Here is a 17,348-nt window from a genome sequence, read left to right on the forward strand (position 1 = left end):
CGTCGGCTAATCCGGCACCGCCCTGGCGTTGCCGGGCGCGGCGCGAACGGCTTGCGCCCGCGCCAGAATGGCCGGGCAATCGCTGGCTTGGCTCGTGCCCATATTGATCAGCGGAATCACCGCCGCCACCGGCGCCACCAGCGCCAGCGCCGCCGCTGCGCCGGCCTTGGCGATCAGCGGCCCTTTGTGTGCGCCGATATCCGGATGGCTGAAGCTGCCGCGCGCATACAGCGGCGTGCGTAGCGAGAGCAGTCGCACGCCTCTGGTTTGCGGATGCACCTCCAGATCGAGCAATTCCCTGGCCAGATCGATATGGCCGCTGACTTCCACCACCGCATCGTCGGTATCCATCATGAAGCGGCGAATGTCAGCTCGTCCATGCTCGACCTTGAAATCGCTGATCGCGCAGTTCAGGTGCACCTGCTTGTCGTCGAACATCTTGGCGAAGATGGCGTCGGCCACGTTGAGGCCGGCGGCCTCCAGAATGAATTTGCTGATCGAACCCTGGCTGATGACGGCGCTGATGTCGCCGTTCGCGGTGGCGAGCATGCGCGCCACCGAATTGCCGCTGCCGCTCAGCGCCGCATCGCCGTTCACCTCGCCGAAGCTGGCCTGCATCGATTCCAGCGTCGGAAACAACTTGCGAATTTGCAGATGACGCGCGGCCAGTTTCAGTTGCGCCTGTATCTCGGGCTTGCGCCCGTCGAGCGCCAGATTGCCGGTCACCGCACCATCCGCCATAGCGAATTTCAGCGGCGCCAGCGTAAGCACCTTGTCTTGCAGGCGAATCCCGGTGCTGATGTCTTGCAGCGGGAAGGAGCGCGGTCTTTCGATTTTCTTCGCGGTGAACTTCACGTCGGCATCCAGCGCGCCCCATTTTTCAGGATTGAACTGCTTGCCCGGCAGCGCCTTGTCGTCGCCGCGTTTTGCCGGGCCGTCCTTCTGGTTTGCGCCGGTCTTGCCGGATTTTCCCGCTTGCTGTCCCGCGCCCACGCTGGGCGCCAGGTCGTTCAGCAGCAGCCGTTCTGAATGAATCGTGGCCTCCAGCATGGGGCGTGGTGCGCGTTGCAGATAGCGGGCATCGCCGGCGATATCGCTCTGGCCTATGCGTCCCGCGAATGTGCGGTAATGCCAATCCCAATACTTGCCATCCTCATCGATGCGGGTGGCGCTGAGCTGGCCGCTGGTGTCGAATGCGCCGGTGGCCGGCAACAGCACGTCGGTGATCGGATAGAGATCGGCCAGACTATCGCCGGCCAGCGTCAGTTTGAGATTGAGCGAGATCAGCCGATGCGGATTGGTCAGCATGCCGTCGACCGAGGCACGGGCTTTGCCGACCGTGCCCGTTGCGCGCACCGGGTAGAGCGCCTGCTCATTGAGCAGATCCAGCAACTGGCCGGCCTCACCTTTGCCGCTGACTGCGCCGCCGCGATAACTGCCGGACAGATCGAATTTCACCGCGAATTCCGGCGTATCGTTTTTGCTGACGGCGCCCGGCGCGTTGGAGAGCGGTGTGGTGTCGGCCCGCAGATCGGCATCGAGCACGCCGTCGACGTAGCGGATTTGCGCGCGGTCGAATTCCAGGCGCTGGATATCGAAGCTCCACAGCGGATATTTGCGATCGCTGAAACGCCAGTTCTTGCGGCGGTCTGCTGAGCGCTCCATGGTGATCTGCGCCTGCTGTACCTTCAGATCGGTGATCAGCCAATGCTTGTGCAGCAGCGACAGCGGCGCGAAGGACAGATCGACGAAAGCGGCGCGCGCCAGAAAAGGCCCGGAATGGCTCCACCCGGTATTGCCGATGAACACATCGCGCGCGGTCAGGCGCAGGCGCGGCAGATATCGGGTGGCGGCAGATTCGCTAGCGGGGCCGCGCGTCAGCGACAGCTGCATGTCGCCGTCGATGCGGATGTCTCGTTGCAGCAGCGCCGAGCTCTGGCGGTTGAACCAGGGGCGCAGGTGGTTCCAGTCGAACAGCGTGATGAACAGACTCAGCGCCAGCAGCAAGCCGAGCAGGGCGACGCTGGCCCACAGCAGGATTCGTAAGGGTAATCGCAAACGGCCATGCATATCGCGCACGTAAACCTCCATTCTTATTCTGTCGAGTGTTCAGATGCGCGGGCCTATGTCCTCAGGCCCGTCGCGAGTCATTGCATCAAGCCGGGCACCAGCACGATCTTGCGGCATTCTTCCAGATGATTGTGATACAGCTTGTAGGCCTGCGGCCCGTCTTCCAGTGAAAAGTGATGCGACACCAGCTGTTCCGGCTGCAGCTTTCCCTCCTGCACATACGTCATCAATTCTCTGACATAACGCTGCACGTGTGTGCGGCCGGCCTTGATGGTGACATTCTTTTCAAACACCGAGCCGAACATGAAGCCGTGCAGCATGCCCGAGTAGCTGCCGGCCACGCTGATGCGGCCGCCGCGACGCACGCTGGCGATGGCGCGTCTGAGCGCCTTGCCGCTGCCGCCGGCCAGTTTGACGGTGGCCATGGCGCTTTCCAGCGGACTGCCCTCGGCCTCGAAACCGACCGCGTCGATCACGCAATCGGCGCCGCGAAAACCGGTGTGCTCGATGATGAATTGCTCGGGATTGACGGCGTTGAAATTGATCGGGATGGCGTCGTAGTGTTCCGCCGCAAAACGCAGCAGATGATCATGGCGGTCGCAGATGTAGATGCGTTCCACCCCCAGCATGCGGGCGCAGGCGGCCGCCATCTGGCCGACCGGACCGGCGCCGAAAATGGCCAGTGAATCACCGCGTTCGATCTCGCAATTGAGCACCGCCTGATAAGCGGTCGGCAGCACGTCGCACAGAAAGATGGCCTGATCGTCGCACATGCCTTCGGGGATTTTTACGGGACCGACATTGGCTGCGGGCACCCGCACGAATTCGGCCTGACCGCCGGGCAGGCCGCCATGAAAATGACCGTAACCGAAAAAGGCGGCGCCGGAGCGGATGATCTTTTCATTCATCAGCGTGCCGCGATCCAGATTGCTGCGTTCGCAGGCGGCGAATTGCCGGCGCTGGCAAAAGAAGCAGATGCCGCAGGCCACCACCGAAGGGACCACCACGCGATCGCCTTCCTTGAGCTCCTTCACGGCCTGGCCGGCCGCAGCGACCGTGCCGACGAATTCACGCCCGAGAATATCGCGCTCGCGAATCCCGGGAATCTGTCCGCGATAGATGTGCAGATCGGCGCCGCCCAGGCCTGCCGCCGATACCTGAACCACGATGTCGTCGTCTTCATCGATGATCGGCTTGGGCAAATGCTCTACCCGTACGTCGTGGCCGGAATTGAATACCAGAGCGCGCATCGGCTTTCTATGAGTGGTGAGATCGGTGGAAGGCGGCATCGCCGGGCAGACGCAGCAGCAATGCTCCGCGTTGCAGGAGGCCTAAGTATCGGTGCTCCGCGCACAGAGAGGTATAGGACGGCCGCCATTCCCTTTGTAGGCGATTCAGCATGGCTGCCTTCGTTCTCAGGGGCGGGCGGAAGAGAGCGTCTTTGTGTGGGTTCCCTGTGAACCATCCAAATGGCGAGCGCGATCCCCTCCTATCGGCTTTCATTGCGCCCTTGAGCACAGCAGAACACGTCCGGCCGACGGCCCATCGACAGCGCAATGATCATTGCCATTTGGAAATTTTCAGATCGGGCAGGCTGTGATTCCGATCAAAACTAAATCCCGGCTGCTAGTGGTGTTATCTCTTATCTTAATGGTATAGTGATTATACCAGTTAGGTGTTCGGCTGCTTTTCACGCGGCTTTCCTTGCTGGCTCACAACGATAGAGGATGAGCAAAGTCCTCAAAACCAGTCCGGCGCCAAGCCGGCGTAGCACCCGATCAGCCGACAAGAGCTTGCAAAGCCGACGGCATAAAAAAAGAGGCTGTTGTTGAATAGGCAAGAGCCTTATCCAATCGACTCAGGAGACAAAAGTGGAGACAAAAGTCAGCGCCGTAGAAAAATCGGCCATCAGAAAGGTCGCGTTTCGTCTGGTGCCCTTCGTGGCATTGATGTTCTTTATCAATTTTCTGGATCGCACTGCGATCTCATTCGCCGGCCCCAACGGCATGAGCAAAGACCTCGGTCTGACCGCCGCGCAGTTCGGCTTTGCCGCCGGCGTGTTCTTCATCGGCTACGTGCTGCTGGAAATTCCCAGCAATCTGGCACTTCACAAATACGGCGCACGCCGCTGGCTGGCCCGCATCATGGTCACCTGGGGCATCGTCGCGCTGCTGTTTACCTGGGTCAGCAATGTGGAAGGCCTGTATGTGCTGCGCTTTCTGCTGGGCGTGGCCGAAGCCGGCTTCTTCCCGGGCGCGATCCTGTATCTCAGCATGTGGGTGCCGGCGCGTCATCGCAGCCACATCCTCGCACTGTTCTATCTGGCGCAGCCGCTGACCATCGTGATCGGCGCACCGGTGGCCGCCTTGCTGATCGAAGCGCATGGCACTTTCGGTCTGGAAGGCTGGCGCGTGATGTTCGCCGGCGTCGCCTTGCCGGCCATCGTGGTGGGCGTGATTGCCTGGTTCTATCTGGCGGACAGTCCGGCCGACGCCAAATGGCTGACGCCGGCCGAGCGCAACTGGCTGACTGCCGAGCTGACTGCAGAACACAAGGAAAAACAGGCCGGCCACGCTGCCGCGCACAGCGTCACTGCCGCCGCAGCAGCCCTGAAGAACAGCCGCGTCTGGCTGCTGTCGGTGGTCTACTTCGGTCTGATATATGGCTTGTATGCCCTGGCGTTCTTCTTGCCGACCATCATCGGCGGCTTCGAAGGCCAGTTCGGCACCAAATTCAATGTGTTCCAGAAGGGCCTGATTACCGCCATTCCGTATCTGCCGGCGGCCATCGCACTGTTCTTGTGGAGTCGTGATGCCACCGCTCGCGGCGTACGCAGCTGGCACGTCGGCGCCCCGGCGCTGCTGGGGGCGCTCAGTATTCCGCTGGCGCTGTACATGAATTCGCCGGCGGCAACGGTGGCGGCCATCACCGTGACGGCCTGCTCGATCTTTTCCGCCTTGCCGACCTTCTGGTCGATTCCTTCGCGTTTCCTGTCCGGCGCGGCGGCCGCCGCCGGTATTGCCCTGATCAATACGATCGGCAACGCCGCCGGCTTTATTGCGCCGTTCGTCACCGGCGCCATCAAGGATGCGACCGGCTCGTATCAGATGCCGATGTTTGTGGTCGGCGCGCTGATGCTGGTGTCCTCGGTGGTGATCTTTGCCATTGGCGCCGGTGCGCGTCAGGAGAACGAGCTGGCTCAGCAGATGCGCGGCAAGGTCATCGCTGAATGAGTGGATGAGAAGTTGAAATCTGTAGCCGGCAATCGGCGGGCAGCAAGCAGTAGCAGCAAGCCGATTGCCGGAATGAACCTGAAATAAAACGGAGAGAAATGATGAAAGAGAAAATTGCCCTGTTCGGCGCCGGCGGAAAAATGGGCGTGCGCCTGGCCAGGAATCTGAAGAAGTCCGATTATCAGGTGGCGCACGTGGAGGTTAGCCAGGTCGGGCAGCAGCGGCTGAAAGATGAAGTTGGCGTCGAATGCGTGAGCACCGAAGTCGCGCTCGACAACGTCAAGGTGGTGATTCTGGCGGTGCCGGATACCCTGATCGGCAAGATCGCCGCCGAGATCACGCCCAGGCTGCCGGCCGGCACCATGGTGATGACGCTGGACGCCGCCGCGCCGTTTGCCGGCCATCTGCCGAACCGCTCCGATCTGGTCTACTTCGTGGCTCACCCTTGCCATCCGCCCATCTTCAACGATGAGCAGACCACGGAAGGCCGTCGCGACTTCTTCGGCGGCGGCGCTGCCCGGCAGTCGATCACCAGCGCATTGATGCAGGGTTCCGATGCCGATTTCGATCTGGGCGAAGACATCGCCAAGGTGATCTATGCGCCTATCCTGCGCTCCTATCGCCTGACCGTGGAACAGATGGCGCTGCTGGAGCCGGGCTTGTCGGAAACCGTCTGCGCCACGCTGCTGCAGGTGATGCGCGACGCCATGGATGAAACGGTGCGGCGCGGTGTGCCGGCCGAAGCCGCGCGCGATTTCCTGCTGGGGCATATGAACATCCTCGGCGCGGTGATCTTCAATGAAATTCCCGGCGCGTTTTCGGATGCCTGCAACAAGGCGATTCAATTCGGCAAACCGCGTCTGATGCGCGACGACTGGATCAAGGTTTTCGATCACGACGAAATCGCCGAGAGCATCCGCCGCATTACCTGATCGCCAGCTTGTCCGGTGCAACGCTGCTCGACAGCGCTGCCGCCGGACCGGCGATACTGAAACAGCCAGCCATTCACATCACTCAAGCGAAGCTATTCATGGAACGCATCTACGCCAGCTACTGGCTTGAAACCGGCGACGACCCGCGCCGTGCCGCCGAGGTGATCGCCGGCGAACAATCCAGCGGCACCTTCGTCGCACTCGCCAATGAAACGCCGGAGCTCAAGCTGCGCTCCGGCGCGCGCGTCGAGCGACTTGACATTCTAGGGCACAGCGCGACGCCCGGCCTGCCCGGCGGCATGCCTTCGGCGCGCTATACCCAATGCGCACTGGAACTGTCCTGGCCGCTGGAAAACATCGGCCCCTCGCTGCCCAATCTGATGGCGACCATCGCCGGCAATCTGTTCGAGCTGCGCCAGGTTTCCGGCCTGCGTCTGACCGGGCTGAAGCTGCCGCAGGCCTTTGCCGATGCGTATCAAGGGCCGGCGTTCGGCATTGCCGGCACGCGCAAGCTGAGCGGCGTGGCGCACGGCCCGCTGATCGGCACCATCATCAAGCCCAGCATCGGCATGTCGGTGGACGAGACCGTGCAGCAGGTGCGCGAGCTGGTCGCCGGCGGCGTCGATTTCATCAAGGACGATGAGCTGCAGGCCGACGGCGCGCGCTGTCCTTTCGATGAACGCGTGCGCGGCGTGATGCGCGTGATCAATGAACACGCCGAGCGCAGCGGCAAGAAGGTCATGATGGCCTTCAATCTGACCGGCGATCTCGATCAGATGCGGCGCCGCCATGATCTGGTGCTGGCCGAAGGCGGCACCTGCGTCATGGCCAGCCTCAATTCAATCGGCCTGATCGGCCTGCAGGAGTTGCGCCGCCACGCGCAATTGCCGATCCATGCCCACCGCGCCGGCTGGGGTTATCTCTCGCGCTGTCCGCAACTGGGCTGGGACTATGCCCCGTGGCAAATGCTGTGGCGTCTGGCCGGCGCCGATCACATGCACGTCAACGGCTTGCGCAATAAATTCAGCGAGCCCGACGAGAGTGTGATTGCCGCCGCCCGCTCGGTGCTGAACCCGGTGATGCCGCAGGCGGCCTTGCCCGCCATGCCGGTCTTCAGCTCCGGCCAGACTGGCCTGCAGGCCGCCGATACCTATCGTGCGCTCGGCAGCGTCGATCTGATCCACACTGCGGGCGGCGGCATCTTCGCTCATCCGCAAGGGGTGGCCGCCGGCGTCGAGGCGCTGCGCGAAAGCTGGGTCGCAGCGATGGAAGGCGTGCCGCTGGAAGCGCATGCCAGACAACATCCGGCCTTGCAGGCCGCCCTGGGGTTCTGGTAAGGCCGGGCCGGGTTGCGCCGGCGGCAGCGGGGAGGCGATGAAAAGCGATGTGGTAGAGTCAGCTACCGAAATTTGAGAGTCATCGCAGTCATGCCGGAACCGATACAGCGCCGCAAGTTATATCAGGAAGTACTGGAACGTTTGATGGAGCGCATCCACAGCGGCGAACTGCCGCCCGGATCGCAACTGCCCTCGGAACGTGAATTGATGGAGCAATACGGGGTCGGCCGGCCGGCGGTGCGCGAAGCGCTGCAGTCGATGGAGCGCTCCGGCTTCGTTGAAATCGTGCACGGCGAACGGGCGCGGGTGGTCGATCCGACCGCCGAGCGCCTGATCGCCCAGATCGCCGACGGCGCTCAGCATCTGCTGCGCACCAAGCCGGCCATGCTGGGCCATCTGAAAGAAGCCCGTGTGCTGCTGGAAATCAGCACCGCGCGCATGGCCGCCGAGCGCGCCACGGAGGAACAGGTCGCGCGCCTGCGCCTGAGTATCGCCCAGCACCGCGCCTCGATGGTCAATCTGGAAGAATTCATCGAACGCGACATGGCCTTCCACCGCGAGATCGCCGACATCAGCGGCAACCCGATTTTCCCGTCCATCGTTGAATCCATGTTCAGATGGGCCAGCGAGTTTTACTACACACTGGTGCGCGCCCCCGGTGCAGAAGAACTGACGCTGGTGGAGCATCAGCGCATCGTCGATGCCATCGCCGCGCATGACGGCGACGCCGCTGCCGACGCCATGCGCGCGCATCTGATGCGGGCCAATGATCTGTATCGGGAGTTGGGGCAGCAGTAAGCCCTCAGCAACAAGTAGCAGGGCCGCCGCACGAATGGAAAAAGCCGCTCTCGGTGGAGACGCGGCTTTTTTTCGTCGGGTTTGGCTTGCAGCTTATTTCACATTGGCGTGATCGATCACCACATAGAACTTGCTGGCGGCTTCGACGATTTCAAAAATGCCCTTGAAGCCCGGCGGAATGATCCCGGTTTCACCCGGCGCGAACTGGCGCACGGTGCCGGTGTCGTCGCAGCTGATCCTGATCAGGCCGCTCAGTACGTGGAAGAACTCGTGCTTGGCGGCCGGCATCTGCACCCGGTAGGCGCCGGGGCCGGCGCTCCAGGTGCCCGAACGCAGACCGTAGTCGATGTCTTCGAAGTAGTTCAGCGTGGTGCGATCCGGGGCGCCGCTGATGCGCATGTCAGGGTCGGGCTGGCGAACGGTCTTGACCGGTTGCAGGTCGGCAAAGCTGATGATGGTGGACATGATGTGGTGAGCCTTGAATAGGGTAATGAGGCGTGGCGCGCCGCGACGTGAGGGCGGCGCCGGGTTTGTGATTACTGCAGACCGCCCTGGCACATGTATTTGATGTGCATGTAGTCATCCAGACCATGGCGCGAACCTTCGCGGCCGTAGCCGGATTCCTTGACGCCGCCGAAGGGCGCCGCTTCGCTGGCAATGGCGCCTTCGTTGATGCCGACGATGCCGGTTTCGAGCTGGCCGGAAACGCGCCAGATGCGGGCGGCGTCGCGCGCATAAAAATAGGCGGCCAGGCCGAAGGGCGTGTCGTTGGCCTTGCGGATGGCCTCGGCCTCATCCTTGAAGCGGAACAGCGGCACCACCGGGCCGAAGGTTTCTTCGGCGAACAGCTCCATGTGTTCGTCGGCATCGCCCAGCACCGTCGGCGCGTAGTAGAACGGGCCGTCGGCGATCTCGTTGCGCAGGCGTTCGCCGCCGGCCAGTTTCACCGCGCCGCGTTGGACTGCATCCTGCACATGGCGGTCGATCTTGTCGACCGCGCGGGCGTTGATCATGGGGCCGATCCTGGATTCGCTCCAGGTGGCCGGGCCGACTGCCAGCGCCGCGACGCGCGCCGCCAGTTTGGCGGCGAACGCCTCATACACCGCATCCTGCACATAGACCCGGTTCGGGCACACGCAGGTCTGGCCGCCGTTGCGGAATTTGGCCGCCATCAGGCCATCCACCGCCAGATCCAGATCGGCGTCGTCGAATACGATGAAGGGCGCATTGCCGCCCAGTTCCAGCGACAGTTTCTTGAGCGTGCCGGCCGACTCGCGCGCCAGATGCTTGCCGACCGGGGTCGAGCCGGTAAAGGTGATCTTGCGCACACGGCTGTCGGCCAGCCAGCTGTCGACCACCGCCGGCGTATGCGCGCGCGAGGCGCTGACGATGTTCAGCACGCCGGCCGGGAAGCCGGCCTCTTCAGCCAGACGCACCAGCGCCAGCGCGGTCAGCGGCGTGTCTTCCGCTGGCTTGGCCACCACCGTACAACCGGCTGCCAGCGCCGGCGCAAATTTGCGCGCGATCATCGCCAGCGGAAAATTCCAGGGCGTGATCGCCGCTACCACGCCGACCGCTTCCTTGACCGCCGTCATGCGCTTGCCGGGGATCAGATCGGGAATGATGTCGCCATAGCTGCGTACCGCTTCTTCGGCGAACCATTCGATATACGAGGCGCCGTAGCCGACTTCGCCGCGCGCTTCATACAGCGGCTTGCCTTGTTCCTGCGAAATGATCTGCGCCAGATCGTCAACGTTATCCAGCACCAGCTTGTGCCAGCGTTTCAGCAACTGCGCACGCTCGCGCGGGCTGCGCGCTTTCCACGCAGGCAGGGCGGCAGAGGCGGCATCGGTGGCGGCTTTGGCGTCGGCGGCGCTGCTGTCGGCGACCTCGATGAAGTCCTTGCCGTCAGCCGGGTTGGAAACCGGCAGCAGGGCGCCGTCCAGCGCCGGCAGCCAGGCGCCGCCGATGAAGTTTTGCGTGCGCAGCAGTTCCGGGCGTTTCAATACAAGTGAGGCAGAGCGGGGCGATGTCATGGCAGGTAGCGTTCCTTGAACTTGATAAGACCTTGAAGCGGATGGGGTAGGCAAAGTCCGCCGCGGTCTGAATGGCGGAGTCAGACGGCGGCGGACGATGCTTGGAGGATAGTTTTTAAGCTGCCGCGACCTGCTTGGCGATGGCCATGCCCAGCTCGGTGGTCGAGCAGGTGCCGCCCAGATCCGGCGTATGCGGGCCGGTCGCCAGCACGTTCCTGATCGCCTCCAGAATCGCGTCGTGGGCGGCGCGGCCGGCGCCGCTGCTGCCGGTCAGAAAGTCCAGCATCATCGCGCCGGACCAGATCATGGCGACCGGATTGGCGATGTTCTTGCCGTAGATGTCGGGCGCCGAACCGTGCACCGGTTCAAACAGGGAGGGGAACTTGCGTTCCGGATTCAGGTTGGCCGATGGCGCGATGCCGATGGTGCCGGCGCAGGCCGGGCCGAGGTCGGACAGGATGTCGCCGAACAGATTGGAGGCCACCACCACGTCGAAGCTTTGCGGCTTCAGCACGAAGCGGGCGCACAGGATGTCGATGTGCTGCTTGTTCCATTCGATCTCGGGATAGTTGGCGGCCATGGCGGCGGCGCGTTCATCCCACCACGGCATGGAGATCGAAATGCCGTTGCTCTTGGTGGCCACCGTGACATGTTTGCGGGCGCGGGTCTTGGCCAGTTCGAAGGCGAATTTCAGCACGCGATCCGAACCGCGGCGCGAAAACACCGATTGCTGCATCACGATTTCATGTTCGGTGCCGGGATACATGGTGCCGCCGACCGAGGAGTATTCACCTTCGGTGTTTTCGCGCACGATCATCATGTCGATATCCGGCGGACCCGACAGCGGGCTGCGCACGCCCTTGAAGATCTGTGCCGGCCGCAGGTTGATGTACTGATCGAATTCGCGGCGGAATTTCAGCAGCGAGCCCCACAGCGAAACGTGATCGGGCACGATGTCCGGCCAGCCGACCGCGCCGAAGAAAATCGCATCCATCGGCTGCAACTGTTCCTTCCAGTCGTCCGGCATCATCTTGCCGTGCCTGGCGTAGTAGTCGCAGTCTGCCCATGCAAAATTGATCAGTTCCAGTTTGATGCCGAAGCGATCGGCGGCTACCTGAAGCACGCGCAGGCCCTCGGGCATGACTTCCTTGCCGATGCCGTCGCCGGCCAGTACTGCAATCTTGTAGGTCTTTTCCATGAAGCTGATCCTCAAAGTGCGGCGATGCCGCTAAGTGGCGCAGAAATCCATCCCGGATTCCTGCCGAAAAGGGCCGGAGTTGCTGATCATCCGGCTGCAAAGACCCGTCCGGCGGGTCTCCCGCCAGGCGCGAAAGCGCGCCCGACGAGCAGATGCAAGGATTATAGGGAAGGCCGATATTGAATATAATGATGGATTGGGTTGAATCATTATCTACAGATCGTGCATAAATATGAGCGTCGTACATAAAGTAACCACCTCCCCTAAACCGCACAAAACGCCGACGCCCGACGATCTGCGCGTCTTCATCGCGGTGGTGCGCAAGTCCAGCTTCTCGCAGGCTGCCGACGAACTGGGGGCGTCAGCCGCCTACGTCAGCAAACGCGTGCGCCTGCTGGAGCAGGATCTGTCGACCCGGCTGTTTCACCGCACCACCCGCAGCGTGGTGATTACCGAGGAGGGCGAGCGCGTCTATCACTGGGCGCAGCGGATTCTGGACGATATCGACCATCTGATGCAGGAAGTCTCGATCACGCAGCAGGCGCCGCGCGGCGCGCTGCGCATCAGCAGCAGTTTCGGCTTCGGGCGCAATGTCATGGGGCCGGCGATTGCCTTGTTGTCGAAGCGCTATCCGCTGCTGACGGTGCGTTTCGAGGTATTCGACCGGCTGGTGGACGTGGCCGCCGAAGGCATCGACCTGGACATCCGCATCGGCGACGAGATCGCGCCGCATCTGATCGCGCGCCAGATGGGCGCCAATCACCGCATTCTGTGTGCCGCGCCGGATTATCTGGCGCGACGCGGCACGCCGCGCACCCTGGCCGAACTGGCGCAGCATGATTGTCTGGTGATCAAGGAGCGCGATCATCCTTTCGGCGTGTGGCGCATGGACGACCGCAGCGGTGCGGCCGAAACGGTCAAGGTGATGGGGCCGCTGTCGACCAATCATGGCGAGATCGCGGTGCAATGGGCGATGGACGGTCTGGGCGTGGTGCTGCGTTCGATCTGGGACGTGCAGCCGCAGCTGGACAGCGGCAGGCTGGTGCGCATCCTGCCCGACTACCGGCAGGACGCCAACATCTGGGCGGTCTATCCGGCGCGGCTGGATACCTCGGCCAAGGTGCGGGTGTGCGTGGAGTTTCTGCAGGAATATTTCACCGGCATCGGACTGGCGGCGCATCCGCGTTGACGGGCGGTCCCGGCAACATCTTCAGCTTTTAAGCGCAGCGCCGATGTCGCCTCAGCCAGCACGCATATTCGGCGCCAGCTTGAGCAGCTGCAGCTCCGGATACATTGCATCCACCGCGTACAGATCGCTGCGCGTCTCTTCGATGATCCAGTCGCGCAACTCGGCCACCACCGGCCGCATGCGGGTGCCGGCGGCATGCACCAGATGGCACAGGCGGCCGGTCACATACACCTCGCCGATGGCCGGCACCAGCGCGCCGTTGCGCATCCAGTGGGTGGCGATGTTGACCCAGCCGGGAGCGATGCCCTGGCCCAGCATGGCGGCCTGCACCACGATCGAATAATCGGAAAAAATCAGGTTGTAGAGCGGATGGCGGCGCTCGCTGAAGGCCGGGAAATGCCTTTGCCATTCGCGGTCGCCGTCGCTCAGATTGATGATGGTGTCGATGCTGCGCTCGGCAAAATCGCGATAGGCCGGGCTGCACAAGGGAACGATGATTTCCGGCATGACCAGTACGCTGTCGTATTCGGTTTCGTTGCCATGGATGAAACGAATCCCCAGGTCGACATCGTGCAGCGGGCCGCCGACCTTGCCCGAAATCAGCTGAAAGCGCAGATCGATGCCGGGGAAGGCCGCGCGCAGCTTCTCCATGCGCGGCATCAGCCAGTGCGTGGTGAAGGCGGTGGAGACCGACAAGGTAATGGTTTCGGTGCCGGTCGCGCGCGTCTCGATCTCGCTGATGGCCTCCTCTATGCCCTTGAAGCCCTCGGTGATGCGTTCATGCAGGATGCGGCCGTTCTCGGTCAGTTCGATGCCGCCGCGTACGCGGTCGAACAATTGCACCCCCATGTGCTCTTCCATGCGCGCCAGCATGCGGCTGACCGCCGGTTGGCTGACATACAGTTCGGCGGCGGCCTTGGTGAAGTTGCCGCAGCGGCCGGCCGCCTCGAAAACGAAGAGGGCATTCGCGCTGGGAATTTTTCTGCGGAGATTAGCCATAACCTCATGTTATCGCATCTCCAACAATTCAGGATTTGTATTCATATTTTTTATCCCCTATATTTTGCCCACAGTGATGCAATTGCCAAGGGGAGAAAATGTCCGTCCGTAACAGCACAGGGGTTTCCATCAGGTCCGCCAGCAAGCGTTACGGAGACACCGTTGCTCTCGACTCTATAACTTTGGATGTCAAGCCGGGCGAGTTCGTATCACTGCTGGGGCCTTCCGGCTCGGGCAAGACCACCTTGCTGGGCATCCTCGGCGGTTTCGTCACTCCCAGCTCGGGGTCGGTGTGGAGCGGCGAGCGCGACATCACCTTCATGCCGCCGCACAAACGCGACATCGGTATTGTGTTCCAGAGTTATGCCCTGTTCCCGCATATGACGGTGGCCGAGAATGTGGCATTTCCGTTACGTGCACGCCGTCTGCCGAAATCGACCTGGGCGGAAAAAGTCGCCGGCGCACTGGCGATGGTGGCCCTGACCGGTTATGAAGACCGCAATATCGCCGCGCTCTCCGGCGGCCAGCGGCAGCGCGTGGCGCTGGCCCGCGCCATGGTGTTCGAGCCGCGCCTGATCCTGATGGATGAGCCGCTCTCGGCGCTCGACAAACAATTGCGCGAATCGATGCAGATCGAACTGCGCCAGCTGCACAAGAAACTCGGCGCCACCATCATCTATGTCACCCACGACCAGCGCGAAGCCCTGACCATGAGCGACCGCGTGGCGGTGCTGCGCAACGGCCGCATGGTGCAGATCGGTACGCCTTCACAACTCTACGATCATCCGGCCGATTCCTTCGTCGCCAGTTTCATCGGCGAATCGACCTTGCTGCCGGTGCTGCGCGCCGGCCCTGCCGAAGTCAGGCTGGGCAATCTGACGCTGCGCTCGGCGCGCGAATTGCCGCCCGGCGAAAAGCTGCTGCTGGCGCTGCAGACCGAAAAACTGCTGATCGACGACGGGCGCGGCAGTACCGCCGGCGGCGCACTCAACCGTATCAATTGCCGTGTGACCGAAGTGGTGTATCAGGGCGAAAGCCTGCGCGTGTTCGCGGTGCTGGACGACGGCACCGCGATCAGCCTGCGGCAACCCGCGCATCACGCCGCACGCTTGCAGATTCCGGAAGTGGGCCAAAGCATGATCGCGGTGCTGGCGCCGGAAGACACCATCATCGTGCCGGCATCGGACTAGCGCCCGCCATTCAAGCAAGGCAGTTCAGGCGCGCCGCTCCTTGGCTCATGCTGCGGCGCCTGCAGGCAAGCATCGTCAGAAGTTATCCGGATAGAGCAGTCAAGCACCTCAACCAACGTCAGAAAGGCCAGCAATCATGTCCCAGAAACCAAGCCTCGATCAGTTCAAGGTCCTCACATTCGACGTCGTCGGCACGCTGATCGACTTCGAGCGCGGTGTGCTGGATGCGGTGCGCCGCATCGGCGGCGAAGCAGCCGCCAAGCTCAGCGACGATCAGATTTTCGAGCCCTACAAGCGCGGCCGCGACACCTTTCCCGGCCGCTCCAGCCAGGAAATGGTGAACGTCTACCTGTCGCTGGCCAAGGAGCTCGGCCTGCCGACCGATCCGATTTCGGCGCAGGCCTTCCAGCTGGCCGTGCTGCAATGGCCGTCCTTTGACGATTCGGTGGCTGCGCTCAAGCGTCTGCGCAAGCACTATCGCCTGGTGGCGATGACCAATGCCGACCGCGTGGCGCTGTCGTGCTACGCGCATACCCTGGGCGATCCTTTCGACGACACTGTGACCTGCGACGAAACCGGCGTGGCCAAACCGAATCCGCAATTCTTTGCCTACAACCGCGGCCGTCAGGCGGCGCATGGCTACAAGTTCGGCGAAATCCTGCACGTGGCGCAAAGCCAGTATCACGACATCGGCGTGGCGCGCGAGCTGGGCTACACGGTCTGCTGGATCGAACGTCGTCAGGGCATGAACGGCTTCGGCGGTTCGCCCAAGCCGGCTCAGGTGACCACGCCTGATTTCCATTTCTCGACGCTCAAGGGGCTGGCCGACGCCGCCGATGCCGCGTTTGCTGCGGCTGCGTCCAAGGCGGCCTGAAGCAGCCATGTCCATGCCAACGGATCAGTCCGCAGATCGGCCAGGTCTTGCCGCCTCGGGGCAGTCCGGGCTGAGCTCGCTGTGGCTCAGCACCGCCGGTCCGGCGCCGCTGCTGCCAACGCTGGCGGGCGACTGCCGCACCGAGGTGGCCATCATCGGCGCCGGTTACTCCGGTCTGGCGGCGGCGCACCGGCTGCAGCAGCGCGGCGTGGCGGCGGTGGTGCTGGATGCCAACGAAGTCGGTTTTGGCGGCAGCGGCCGCAACGGCGGCGTGGTGTCGGCCAAATACCGCTTGTCTTTTCCTGCCATCGCCGGCGCCTATGGCCTGGACATCGCCCGCCTCATGCATCGCATTGCGCATGAGTCGGTCGATGCGGTGGAAGAGCTGGTGCAGGAATTCGGTATCGGCGCCGCCGGGTTTGCGCGCGTCGGCAATCTCAAGTGCGCGCACACCGAGCGCAGCAGCGCTTCCATCGTGGCCGAAGCCGAATGGCTGCAGCGCGAACTCGGTGATCGCGCGGTGGCGGTGCTGACGCCGGCCGAAGTGGCCGCCGAGACCGGTTCGCGCAGTTTCAGATCCGGCGTGCTGACCAAGGACGCCGGCGCGATCCATCCGCTGAATTACATACGCGGTCTGGCTGCCGGCCTGGCCGCGCGCCAGGTACAGATTTACGAACACAGTCCGGTCACGGAAATGCAGCGCGCAAGCGACGGCGTCAGCCTGCTGACACCGCGCGGCCGGGTGCATGCGCAGCAAGTGATTGTCGCCACCGACGCCTGGTCCAATCTGAGCCCGGCCACGCGGCGCTTTCGTCAGAGCATCATTCCGTTTCGCAGTGCCATCATCGCTACCGAGCCGCTGCCGCCGGAACTGAATGCACGCCTGCTGGTGAACTGTCGCAGCTACACTGAAACGCGGCGCATGATGAAATGGTTTCGCAAGGTCGACGGCCGCGTCATCTTCGGCGGCCGCGGCGCCTTCGGCAAGCAGGAAAGCATGGCCGCCTTCGATGGCTTGCAGCATGGCATGTGCGCCTTGTTTCCGGAGTTGCAGGCGGTCAGGGTCACGCATCGCTGGTCCGGCTTCGTCGGCATGACCATGGATCAGTTGCCGCATGTCGGCCGTCAGGATGATCGCATCAGTTTCTGCGTCGGCTACAACGGCGCGGGGGTGGCGATGGCCAGCATGCTGGGACGTTACGCCGCCGACTTTGCCATGGGCGAACAGCCGGCAGTCGGTTTGCTGGACGCCTCGCGGCTCAAGGCGGTGCCGTTCTATCCCTTGCGCGAAGCCGGGGTGCGCATGGTGGCGGGCTGGTATCAGTTGCTGGACGCCATCGGGCGCTGATACAGACCGGCCGCCGTGGCAATGAAGAATCAGGAAGTCGTTTTCAAGATGCAGCAGAAATAAAGGAATACAACAACATCCGCCGTCCAACGTTGCACACTCATCGGAGAACATCACATGCAATCCTCACGTTTCCGTCTTCCC

14 protein-coding genes are annotated in these 17,348 nt (G+C 62.9%); 8 read left to right on the top strand and 6 right to left on the bottom strand.

Going from position 1 to position 17,348, the window contains the following annotated elements; genetic code table 11:
• Positions 1–6: 6 nt before the first annotated feature.
• Together PQR62_RS13970 and PQR62_RS13975 are read right to left on the bottom strand one after the other, a co-directional pair.
• A complete protein-coding gene (locus tag PQR62_RS13970) occupies positions 7–2,070 on the bottom strand; it encodes an AsmA family protein (protein WP_408158960.1) in 2,064 nt (687 codons plus the stop codon).
• A 77-nt stretch (positions 2,071–2,147) separates the two neighbouring features.
• A complete protein-coding gene (locus PQR62_RS13975; protein ID WP_408158576.1) occupies positions 2,148–3,320 on the bottom strand; it encodes an alcohol dehydrogenase catalytic domain-containing protein in 1,173 nt (390 codons plus the stop codon).
• A 621-nt stretch (positions 3,321–3,941) separates the two neighbouring features.
• On the opposite strand from PQR62_RS13975, the gene PQR62_RS13980 reads away from it, so the two are divergent.
• From PQR62_RS13980 to nanR, 4 genes are all read left to right on the top strand, one after another.
• Positions 3,942–5,303, top strand: a complete 1,362-nt coding sequence (locus PQR62_RS13980; protein ID WP_408158577.1) for an MFS transporter — start codon at positions 3,942–3,944, stop codon at positions 5,301–5,303.
• A gap of 101 nt (positions 5,304–5,404) precedes the next feature.
• Entirely contained in the window at positions 5,405–6,235 is an 831-nt protein-coding gene (locus tag PQR62_RS13985; RefSeq protein ID WP_408158961.1) for a phosphogluconate dehydrogenase C-terminal domain-containing protein, read from the top strand.
• A 98-nt stretch (positions 6,236–6,333) separates the two neighbouring features.
• The gene (locus PQR62_RS13990; protein ID WP_408158578.1) at positions 6,334–7,572 is read left to right on the top strand and encodes a ribulose-bisphosphate carboxylase large subunit family protein; all 1,239 of its coding nucleotides are present in this window, start codon (positions 6,334–6,336) and stop codon (positions 7,570–7,572) included.
• Between the two features lie 90 nt (positions 7,573–7,662).
• Positions 7,663–8,370 (top strand): transcriptional regulator NanR, encoded by a 708-nt coding sequence (gene nanR / locus PQR62_RS13995; protein ID WP_408158579.1) that lies wholly within the window; start codon positions 7,663–7,665, stop codon positions 8,368–8,370.
• Between the two features lie 93 nt (positions 8,371–8,463).
• Here nanR and PQR62_RS14000 read toward each other — a convergent pair whose 3' ends face one another.
• From PQR62_RS14000 to PQR62_RS14010, 3 genes are all read right to left on the bottom strand, one after another.
• A complete protein-coding gene (locus PQR62_RS14000) occupies positions 8,464–8,835 on the bottom strand; it encodes a cupin domain-containing protein (protein WP_408158580.1) in 372 nt (123 codons plus the stop codon).
• A 71-nt stretch (positions 8,836–8,906) separates the two neighbouring features.
• The gene (locus PQR62_RS14005) at positions 8,907–10,406 is read right to left on the bottom strand and encodes an NAD-dependent succinate-semialdehyde dehydrogenase (RefSeq protein ID WP_408158581.1); all 1,500 of its coding nucleotides are present in this window, start codon (positions 10,404–10,406) and stop codon (positions 8,907–8,909) included.
• Between the two features lie 115 nt (positions 10,407–10,521).
• On the bottom strand, positions 10,522–11,604 hold the full coding sequence (locus PQR62_RS14010; protein ID WP_408158582.1) for a tartrate dehydrogenase: 1,083 nt from the start codon (positions 11,602–11,604) through the stop codon (positions 10,522–10,524).
• Between the two features lie 232 nt (positions 11,605–11,836).
• On the opposite strand from PQR62_RS14010, the gene PQR62_RS14015 reads away from it, so the two are divergent.
• Positions 11,837–12,793: a LysR substrate-binding domain-containing protein gene (locus PQR62_RS14015; protein ID WP_408158583.1), complete on the top strand. Its 957-nt coding sequence runs from the start codon at positions 11,837–11,839 to the stop codon at positions 12,791–12,793.
• Between the two features lie 51 nt (positions 12,794–12,844).
• On the opposite strand, the gene PQR62_RS14020 is transcribed toward PQR62_RS14015, so the two are convergent.
• Entirely contained in the window at positions 12,845–13,792 is a 948-nt protein-coding gene (locus tag PQR62_RS14020) for a LysR family transcriptional regulator (protein WP_408158584.1), read from the bottom strand.
• Between the two features lie 98 nt (positions 13,793–13,890).
• On the opposite strand from PQR62_RS14020, the gene PQR62_RS14025 reads away from it, so the two are divergent.
• The 3 genes from PQR62_RS14025 (at position 13,891) to PQR62_RS14035 (ending at position 17,204) form a co-directional block, all read left to right on the top strand.
• Positions 13,891–14,982 carry an ABC transporter ATP-binding protein gene (locus PQR62_RS14025; protein WP_408158585.1) on the top strand — a complete coding sequence of 364 codons (1,092 nt, stop codon included), beginning with the start codon at positions 13,891–13,893 and terminating at the stop codon, positions 14,980–14,982.
• A gap of 136 nt (positions 14,983–15,118) precedes the next feature.
• On the top strand, positions 15,119–15,856 hold the full coding sequence (locus PQR62_RS14030; RefSeq protein ID WP_408158586.1) for an HAD-IA family hydrolase: 738 nt from the start codon (positions 15,119–15,121) through the stop codon (positions 15,854–15,856).
• A 7-nt stretch (positions 15,857–15,863) separates the two neighbouring features.
• A complete protein-coding gene (locus PQR62_RS14035) occupies positions 15,864–17,204 on the top strand; it encodes an NAD(P)/FAD-dependent oxidoreductase (protein WP_408158587.1) in 1,341 nt (446 codons plus the stop codon).
• Positions 17,205–17,348: the final 144 nt, after the last annotated feature.

Source organism: Herbaspirillum lusitanum (assembly GCF_046025995.1).
Classification (GTDB): Bacteria; Pseudomonadota; Gammaproteobacteria; order Burkholderiales; family Burkholderiaceae_D; genus Herbaspirillum; species Herbaspirillum lusitanum_A.